Origin of the sequence: Gallibacterium genomosp. 2 (assembly GCF_000771895.1) — a bacterium.
Taxonomy (GTDB): Bacteria; Pseudomonadota; Gammaproteobacteria; order Enterobacterales; family Pasteurellaceae; genus Gallibacterium.
The window spans coordinates 1-6,223 of record NZ_JPXY01000026.1; the positions used below are offsets into that span (position 1 = coordinate 1).

The 6,223-nt window shown below is 42.0% G+C and carries 4 protein-coding genes, 8 tRNA genes and 1 pseudogene; 1 reads left to right on the plus strand and 12 read right to left on the minus strand.

The window, feature by feature from the left end:
• The 11 genes from tuf to P375_RS06365 form a co-directional block, all read right to left on the minus strand.
• Positions 1–906 (minus strand): elongation factor Tu (gene tuf, locus P375_RS06315; protein WP_039135608.1); only part of this gene is annotated, 906 nt, incomplete at its 3' end.
• A 96-nt stretch (positions 907–1,002) separates the two neighbouring features.
• A tRNA-Thr gene (locus tag P375_RS06320) sits at positions 1,003–1,078 on the minus strand.
• A 1-nt stretch (position 1,079) separates the two neighbouring features.
• A tRNA-Gly gene (locus P375_RS06325) sits at positions 1,080–1,154 on the minus strand.
• A gap of 28 nt (positions 1,155–1,182) precedes the next feature.
• Positions 1,183–1,267, minus strand: a tRNA-Tyr gene (locus tag P375_RS06330).
• Between the two features lie 31 nt (positions 1,268–1,298).
• A tRNA-Thr gene (locus P375_RS06335) sits at positions 1,299–1,374 on the minus strand.
• Between the two features lie 185 nt (positions 1,375–1,559).
• Positions 1,560–2,477 (minus strand): N-acetylmuramic acid 6-phosphate etherase, encoded by a 918-nt coding sequence (murQ, locus tag P375_RS06340; protein ID WP_039135609.1) that lies wholly within the window; start codon positions 2,475–2,477, stop codon positions 1,560–1,562.
• Positions 2,477–3,598, minus strand: coding sequence for an anhydro-N-acetylmuramic acid kinase (locus P375_RS06345; protein WP_039135612.1), 1,122 nt, complete (start codon positions 3,596–3,598; stop codon positions 2,477–2,479). The genes murQ and P375_RS06345 overlap by 1 nt, the downstream gene beginning before the upstream one ends.
• Before the next feature lie 96 nt (positions 3,599–3,694).
• Positions 3,695–3,770: transfer RNA gene (locus P375_RS06350), tRNA-Val, on the minus strand.
• Positions 3,771–3,799: 29 nt separating this feature from the next.
• Positions 3,800–3,875: transfer RNA gene (locus P375_RS06355), tRNA-Val, on the minus strand.
• A gap of 30 nt (positions 3,876–3,905) precedes the next feature.
• Positions 3,906–3,981: transfer RNA gene (locus P375_RS06360), tRNA-Val, on the minus strand.
• Between the two features lie 20 nt (positions 3,982–4,001).
• A tRNA-Val gene (locus P375_RS06365) sits at positions 4,002–4,077 on the minus strand.
• Positions 4,078–4,250: 173 nt separating this feature from the next.
• On the opposite strand from P375_RS06365, the gene gltX reads away from it, so the two are divergent.
• Positions 4,251–5,702 carry a glutamate--tRNA ligase gene (gltX, locus tag P375_RS06370; protein WP_039135614.1) on the plus strand — a complete coding sequence of 484 codons (1,452 nt, stop codon included), beginning with the start codon at positions 4,251–4,253 and terminating at the stop codon, positions 5,700–5,702.
• 137 nt (positions 5,703–5,839) lie between these two features.
• Here gltX and P375_RS06375 read toward each other — a convergent pair.
• Positions 5,840–6,223 (minus strand): annotated as a pseudogene (locus P375_RS06375) (DEAD/DEAH box helicase family protein); the annotation flags it as partial.

Consider the following 6,223-nt stretch of genomic DNA (forward strand, 5'->3'; position numbering starts at 1 on the left):
GTGTGGAGTGATTGAACCTGGTTTCGCTAACACTTGACCACGTTCAATTTCTTCACGTTTTGTACCACGTAATAATGCACCGATGTTTTCACCCGCACGACCTTCGTCTAACAATTTACGGAACATTTCTACGCCAGTTACTGTGGTTTTCGCAGTTTCTTTGATACCTACGATTTCTACTTCTTCACCTGTACGGATCACACCACGTTCTACACGTCCTGTTACTACGGTACCACGACCTGAAATTGAGAATACGTCTTCAATTGGTAACAAGAATGGTTGGTCTACTGCACGTTCCGGTTCAGGAATGTATGTATCCAAGTAGTTTGCTAATTCAAGAATTTTTTCTTCCCATTGTGGGTCGCCTTCTAACGCTTTTAATGCTGAACCACGTACGATTGGAGTATCGTCACCTGGGAAATCATATTGTGATAGAAGTTCACGAACTTCCATTTCTACTAATTCTAATAACTCTTCGTCATCTACCATATCGCATTTGTTTAAGAATACGATGATGTATGGTACGCCTACTTGGCGTCCTAATAAGATGTGTTCACGAGTTTGTGGCATTGGACCGTCTGTCGCTGCTACTACTAGAATCGCTCCGTCCATTTGCGCCGCACCGGTAATCATATTTTTTACATAGTCGGCATGTCCCGGACAGTCAACGTGTGCATAGTGACGTGTTGGAGTATCGTATTCAACGTGTGAAGTGTTGATGGTGATACCACGCGCTTTTTCTTCCGGCGCGTTATCGATTTGGTCAAATGCACGAGCTGCACCACCGTAGTGTTTTGCTAATACGGTTGTGATGGCTGCGGTTAAAGTTGTTTTACCATGGTCAACGTGGCCGATTGTACCCACGTTTACGTGCGGTTTTGTACGTTCAAATTTTTCTTTAGACATGGAAAGTCCCCTAAAAAAACACGGTTATCGATGGCGTAAATTACCACATTAACCAAAGATAATTACAGGATATAAAAAAGGAAAGAAAAATAGAGGTGGTGCTGATAGGCGGATTTGAACCGCCGACCTCACCCTTACCAAGGGTGCGCTCTACCAACTGAGCTATATCAGCGTGGAGCGGGCAGCGGGAATCGAACCCGCATCATCAGCTTGGAAGGCTGAGGTAATAGCCATTATACGATGCCCGCACCTATATTCATCTGTCCCATCATAAAATGGTGGAGGGAGAAGGATTCGAACCTTCGAAGGCTGAGCCGGCAGATTTACAGTCTGCTCCCTTTGGCCGCTCGGGAATCCCTCCACTATGCTAATGCTACTACTTACTTGAAAGATGGTGCCGACTACCGGAATCGAACTGGTGACCTACTGATTACAAGTCAGTTGCTCTACCTGCTGAGCTAAGTCGGCATCGTTAAGCAAGTGAGGCGTATTATAGGGATCTTTTTTCTTCTGGCAAGCCTTTTTTTCAAAAAAAACGGTATTTTTTATTGTTAGACTAAATCTCAAGCAAAAACTGTTCGTTTTTTACAGTTTTAGTACGCTATCGCCTAATTTCCCATTATTACGACTATTTACCGCCCATAAGCCGAAATCTAATCGCCTAATTTCTGTACTGCTTGACCTAATTTTCCTTGCGACTGCGTTAACAATGCACTTGCCTGATCTTTATCCAAATTGCCTAAAATCATCATAATAGCCAATTTCGCCTGATTATCAGCCAATGATAAATAATGCTTTGCGGTATCACAATCACATTCCGTTGCTTGCATCACAATATTTACCGCTCGATGTCGCAATTTTTCATTGGTCGCCTGCACATCCACCATCAAGTTTTGGTAACACTTACCCATTAACACCATACTGGCGGTAGAAAGCATATTCAGCACCATTTTTTGCGCAGTGCCTGCTTTTAACCTGGATGAGCCGGTCAAGATTTCCGCACCGACTATCGGCGTAATTGCAATATCTGCTATTTCTGCCATCTCTGAATGCGCATTACAACTGATTGCTACGGTTTTTGCACCAAGGGATTTCGCATACGCTAACCCACCCAAGACATAAGGTGTTCGACCGCTGACTGCCAAGCCGACCACTACATCTTTATCTGAAAGCTGAATCTGCATTAAATCCGCTTTACCAGCCTCGCGGTTATCTTCGGCATTTTCCACCGATTTTCGTATCGCCCTGTCACCACCCGCGATCAAACCGATAACTTGCCCAAACGGCACGCCAAACGTCGGTGGACATTCTGACGCATCCAAAACCCCTAATCGACCACTCGTCCCCGCACCTTGATAAATAAGGCGACCACCTCGTTGAAAGGCGCTGACAATAACTTCAACAGCCTGTGCAATTTGAGCCAATTGATCATTCACCGCTAATGCTACTTTTTGATCTTCTTGATTCATTAATTGAACGATTTCTAATGCAGAAAGCTGATCCAGATTTAACGAAGCACTATTACGTTGTTCAGAAGTGAGTTGTTTCAAAGTTTGGGAAAGAGAAGTCATCATAAATCCTTATTAATCTTATCTGCTAAATGTATTGCTCCCAAAATGGCACGTTGGCTTGCTCCCGTGACAGACGGCAAATTACCGCTTTGATGATTTATAGTGCGATATGCCAACCACGCAAAAGCAGCGGCTTCCATAAAATCAGCATCAATGCCACTTTGATTACTGTTTCTGACGCACCAATGCGGCAATAAATCCTGTAATCGCTGCATTAAAACCGGATTATTCGCACCGCCGCCGAACACCCATAACGTTGTTTCAGTTTGTGTGTTCGGTAATTGTGCAACTATTGTTTGTGCTGTTAATTCCAATAACGTTGCCTGTACATCAACAGCAGCAATTTGCGGTAAAGCATCAAGTTTTTGTTGTAACCAAGGTAAATTAAACTGTTCTCGTCCTGTACTCTTCGGTGGCAACTGATGAAAATACTCGGTCTGCAAACAGCTTTGCAATAATGCCTTATTCACTTGACCTTGTGCTGCCCATTCACCGTTTTGATCGAAGTTTCTACCCTGCTGCAATTTAATCCAGTTGTCCATCAAAGTGTTGCCCGGCCCGGTATCAAAGCCACTTACTGTTCCGTCCGGATATAAAATAGTGACATTACTGATACCGCCAATATTAAGCAATACAGTTAAATGTTTCGGATTAGAAAAAATCGCTTGATGAAATGCCGGCACTAACGGCGCGCCCTGACCGCCATATGCCATATCTTTACGCCGAAAATCGGTGATTGTAGTAATTCCTGTTTGTGCCGCTAATAAATTGCCGTCCACCAGTTGCATTGTAAACGGATATTTTCCCGTTGGCGCGTGCCAAACTGTCTGCCCGTGACAGCCAATCGCAATAATCTGCTCTGCCGCGAATCTTTGTTGCTGCAAAATTTCTCTAACTTGCTCAACATAAAGCCAAGATAACCGCTGTTCAATTTCACCCAATTTCTGCAAAGTTGTCACACCACGCATTAAATCTGTCAAATCATCACGTAAATCCTGAGGCATAGGTGCATATAATGAAGCCACTATTCGAGGGAAGGCATTTGAAAAATCAACAATAACGGTATCTACACCATCAAGGCTGGTGCCGGACATCATTCCGATATAAAGATTGGGCTGCATAAAAAGCTATCTATGGGAAAACAATAGACGATACCTTACCATTTTCGTCAGCAAGAATAAATTAACTTTAATCGGAAATATTAATGAAAGATAAGATGGTGGGCGATACCGGTCTCGAACCAGTGACCCCCTCCTTGTAAGGGAGGTGCTCTCCCAACTGAGCTAATCGCCCGAATAGAAATTCGTTGCTACTAACAATAGTGGTGGGCGATACCGGTCTCGAACCAGTGACCCCCTCCTTGTAAGGGAGGTGCTCTCCCAACTGAGCTAATCGCCCACATTGTTAATATTGGGTGATTGTCATAAGTGGTGGGCGATACCGGTCTCGAACCAGTGACCCCCTCCTTGTAAGGGAGGTGCTCTCCCAACTGAGCTAATCGCCCTTATGACAACTAACAAAATATGGTGGGCGATACCGGTCTCGAACCAGTGACCCCCTCCTTGTAAGGGAGGTGCTCTCCCAACTGAGCTAATCGCCCATATTTTGTGTTCGTGGCATTATAATTATAATTTATATCCAGTCAATCGCTTTTTGATTTTCATTTGCTAACTGTTCTAAAAGTAAACATAAATATCAAGTTTTTATTAAGAATAATGCTAACTCATAGTAGAATAGAGCCGTTTTTTATTTTTTATTTGTAGGCAGAATATAATGGAAATCGAAAAACTATTTAATTTAGATCCAAATATAACAGTACGTACCCGTTTTGCACCAAGTCCAACAGGCTATTTACACGTTGGCGGAGCAAGAACCGCACTTTACTCTTGGTTATACGCCAAACACAATCAAGGTGAATTTGTACTTCGTATCGAAGACACCGACTTGGAGCGTTCCACCCAGCAGGCAGTTGATGCTATTTTAGAAAGTATGGAGTGGTTGAGCTTATCTTGGGATCACGGTCCTTATTACCAAACTAAACGTTTTGATCGTTATAATCAAGTGATTGATCAAATGTTAGAACAAGGTTTAGCTTATCGTTGTTATTGTACTAAAGAACGTTTGGAAAACTTGCGCGAACAGCAGGAAAAAAATAAAGAAAAACCACGCTATGATCGCCATTGCTTACACGATCACACACATCACGATCCGAGCGAACCTCACGTTGTCCGTTTTAAAAATCCAACCGAAGGTTCAGTGATTTTTGATGATGCCGTGCGTGGAAAAATCGAAATCAGCAACAGCGAACTTGATGATTTAATCATCCGCCGCACCGACGGCTCACCAACTTACAATTTCTGTGTTGTAGTTGATGACTGGGATATGGGCATCACTCACGTTGTGCGTGGTGAAGATCACATCAACAACACACCACGTCAAATCAATATCTTAAAAGCACTTGGCGCGCCTGTGCCACAATATGCACACGTTTCAATGATTTTAGGTGATGACGGTCAAAAATTATCTAAACGCCACGGTGCGGTCAATGTAATGCAGTATCGTGATGAAGGTTATTTGCCGGAAGCGTTGTTAAATTATTTAGTGCGTTTAGGTTGGGGGCACGGCGATCAGGAAATTTTCTCTATTGAAGAAATGGTCAAATTCTTTGATATTCATCAGGTTAGCCGTTCAGCAAGTGCATTTAATACCGACAAATTACAATGGGTAAACCACCATTACATCCGTGAATTACCAGTAGAAAAGGTAGCTCATTATCTTGAATGGCATATGGAAGAGCAAAAAATTAATACCCAAAATGGACCAGAATTAACCGAAATTGTAAAAGCACTAGGTGAACGCTGTAAAACCTTAAAAGAAATGGCAACAGCCAGCCGTTATTTCTACGAAGATTTCAGTGAATTTGATGAAGCAGCAGCGAAAAAACATTTTAAAGCCACAGCTATTCAGCCATTAAGCGTTGCATTAGAAAAATTGCGTCAACTTCCGGAATGGAAAGCTCACGAATTACATCAAGTAATCGAGCAAACTGCGAATGAATTAGGCGTTGGAATGGGTAAAGTCGGTATGCCATTACGAGTTGCGGTAACAGGCTCAGGACAATCTCCATCATTAGATATTACACTTGAACTTATCGGTAGAGAACGTTGCTTAAACCGCATTCAGAAAGCGATTGAATTTATTAAGAATAAAGTGGAAAACGCATAATAACTATTTGAAAAGATAGGGTAACATTGCTCTATCTTTTCAAAATCACTAATAATTAATGTTTTACAATTAAAACTAAAAATCTAAAAGATCATAAACTCATACAAAGCAACTGATAAATTAAATCCTATTTTTCCTTATAATTTCTCTGACAGCTCCACTACTTTCTCCACCACACAATAAGCCAAATCAGAATTTTCTGTTTGCAAATAATCAAAATTTTTACGTGCATAAGCAATTTTCATTTGCTCGCTTTCGCGTAATTTTTCTTCCGCCACACCGCGTTGAATGCCCTCTCCTGTATTTTTGGTTTCTGCCACAAAATAGATTTTGTTTTCACCTTTAAACACCACCGCCCAATCGGGGTTGTAATGCCCTAATGGGGTCGGGATTTTAAATTTTTCAGGCAGCTTAAAATAAAATTCCACTTCTTCGCTGGTTTCACAATCTTTAGCAAATTGATATTCGGTTTGGGAATCTAGCGGAATATAGTTTTGATCTGATCTGCACCCCAAAAGTTG

Coding starts and splice junctions, on each gene's coding strand:
- murQ (WP_039135609.1), bottom strand. CDS start 2,477: ATGACTTCTCTTTCCCAAACTTTGAAACAACTCACTTCTGAACAACGT.
- P375_RS06345 (WP_039135612.1), bottom strand. CDS start 3,598: ATGCAGCCCAATCTTTATATCGGAATGATGTCCGGCACCAGCCTTGAT.
- gltX (WP_039135614.1), top strand. CDS start 4,251: ATGGAAATCGAAAAACTATTTAATTTAGATCCAAATATAACAGTACGT.